Here is a 2,056-nt window from a genome sequence, read left to right on the forward strand (position 1 = left end):
CGAAAGAATACAAATAAAAACAATACTGACTCCGCTTGAAAAACGAAGTCAGTATATTGCTTAAATCTTTAATTTATCCTACCATCAAGGGCGTTTTTGTACTGTCCGCACAAATTGGGGCAGTCCACATTGCCATTTTGGCAATGAGGAGTTTTATATGTTTATTTTAATGTAAAAAGGTTTCTGTCAAATGTGATCAATCCATCATCCCGCATTTTACATAATTCATTTGACATGGCACTGCGGTCAACCGACAAAAAATCTGCAAGTTGCTGGCGGTTGAAAGGAATGGAAAAAGTAGAACTGTTGTTGCGCTTCGCCTCATCAGAAAGATAAGTTAATAGTTTCTCTCGAGTTGTCCTGCTTGAAAGATAACCAAGTTTGGTAACAAGTTTTCTGTTTTTTTCTGATACAGCAAAAAATAGATTTTTTACGGTCAGAGCATGAAATTTGCAGGCAGAAGAGCATACCGAAAGAATCCGGTGAATATCAAAAAACATAACTTGGCTGTTTGTCATTGCAACAATGTCATTGAGTATTGCATCACTATCAGGCGACACATATGCTTCTCCAAACATTTCGCCAACCATCACGTTGCCTAAAATAGAGCGGTGCCCCCAATAATTATCCTTTTGTATATGTAAAGTGCCGTCAACCAATATCATCAAAGCGGGAATATGTTCTCCTGCACGAAAGACATACTCGCCTTTTTTGTATGGATGAAGTGTTGCCCCAAGACAGCGGAGCATAGTTTCTATTTCTTCTGCACTCACACCGGAAAATAACTTTGTGTTTTTGAGAACATCAATATATTGTTTCATAAAATCTCCGTTTCTGTTGTAAAAACAACCGATTTGTTTTTTATATTGTATTATAATATGTAATGTAAGTCAAGATAATGAAATGACAATTGCTTCTGGAAAACGCAAAATAGAAGAAATTTGCGAAAATAATTTTAAATTGGAAATGCAGAGGAGGATGTAATATGATACGAAAAATTATTAAAATTGATGAAAACAGATGCAACGGGTGTGGAATTTGTGCAGAGGCATGTCATGAGGGTGCAATCGGTATCATTGATGGTAAAGCGAAACTTCTCCGTGAAGATTATTGTGACGGACTCGGAGATTGTCTTCCCGCCTGTCCGATGGGAGCGATTGCGTTTGAAGAAAGAGAGGCGCTGGCTTATGATCAAGAAGCTGTGATGCAAGCAAAAGCAGTGCCGAATCTTGCTTGTGGCTGTCCTGGCACTATGGCAAAAGCCATTACACGTGAATCTGCAGAAGGAAGTAATACGGCTGTTGCTGTCCACAATCCATCAAGACTATCTCAATGGCCTGTGCAGATCAAGCTGGTTGCGCCTAACGCATCTTATTTTGATGGGGCAAATTTGCTTGTTGCTGCTGACTGTACTGCCTATGCGTATGGAAATTTTCACGAAGACTTTATGAAAAATAAAATTTGTATTGTGGGTTGTCCGAAGTTAGATATGATAGATTATACTGAAAAACTGACAGCGATCATAGCAAATAATAACATCCAAAGCGTGACGGTTGTACGCATGGAGGTTCCGTGCTGCGGTGGTATTGAAAATGCAGTCAAACAGGCATTACAAAACAGCGGAAAGTTTATTCCGTGGCAAATTGTCACCATCTCTACTTCTGGGGACATTTTAGGTTAAAGAAGAAGGTTATGTCAAACAGAATGTTTTATTTTCCATGCTGTCGGTAGTGGCTTTGACAAATACAGTAAAAAGGTGAGAACCGGTGACAAATAATTGATATTATATTATGGAAATTTAATGTTTCATTATTTTAACTTTATTGGTAAAAGATGATTTTTATAAAATAAATGGGTTAAATACGTGATTTTTAGTAATTATATTACTAATTTTACCGGCGGTGTGAGAGTTTTTCTGTAAATTTGAGAGGGGGGTATGCGGACATAATCTTGGACTCTGAAAGGAGTAAAAGAAATGTATACGAGAGAAGAAAAAGAAAGAGCTTTAAAAGAGTTTGAACGATTAGGATCAGTGCAGGCGGTGATAACATTGTTA

2 protein-coding genes are annotated in these 2,056 nt (G+C 37.7%); one reads left to right on the forward strand and one right to left on the reverse strand.

The window, feature by feature from the left end; translation table 11 throughout:
- Positions 1-161: 161 nt before the first annotated feature.
- A complete protein-coding gene (locus tag INF28_RS12640; protein WP_226393809.1) occupies positions 162-821 on the reverse strand; it encodes a Crp/Fnr family transcriptional regulator in 660 nt (219 codons plus the stop codon).
- 164 nt (positions 822-985) lie between these two features.
- Between INF28_RS12640 and INF28_RS12645 the strand changes: the two genes are divergently transcribed.
- Positions 986-1,681, forward strand: coding sequence for an ATP-binding protein (locus INF28_RS12645; RefSeq protein WP_226393810.1), 696 nt, complete (start codon positions 986-988; stop codon positions 1,679-1,681).
- Positions 1,682-2,056: the final 375 nt, after the last annotated feature.

Source organism: Ructibacterium gallinarum, from assembly GCF_014982785.1.
Lineage (GTDB): Bacteria > Bacillota > Clostridia > Monoglobales > Monoglobaceae > Ructibacterium > Ructibacterium gallinarum.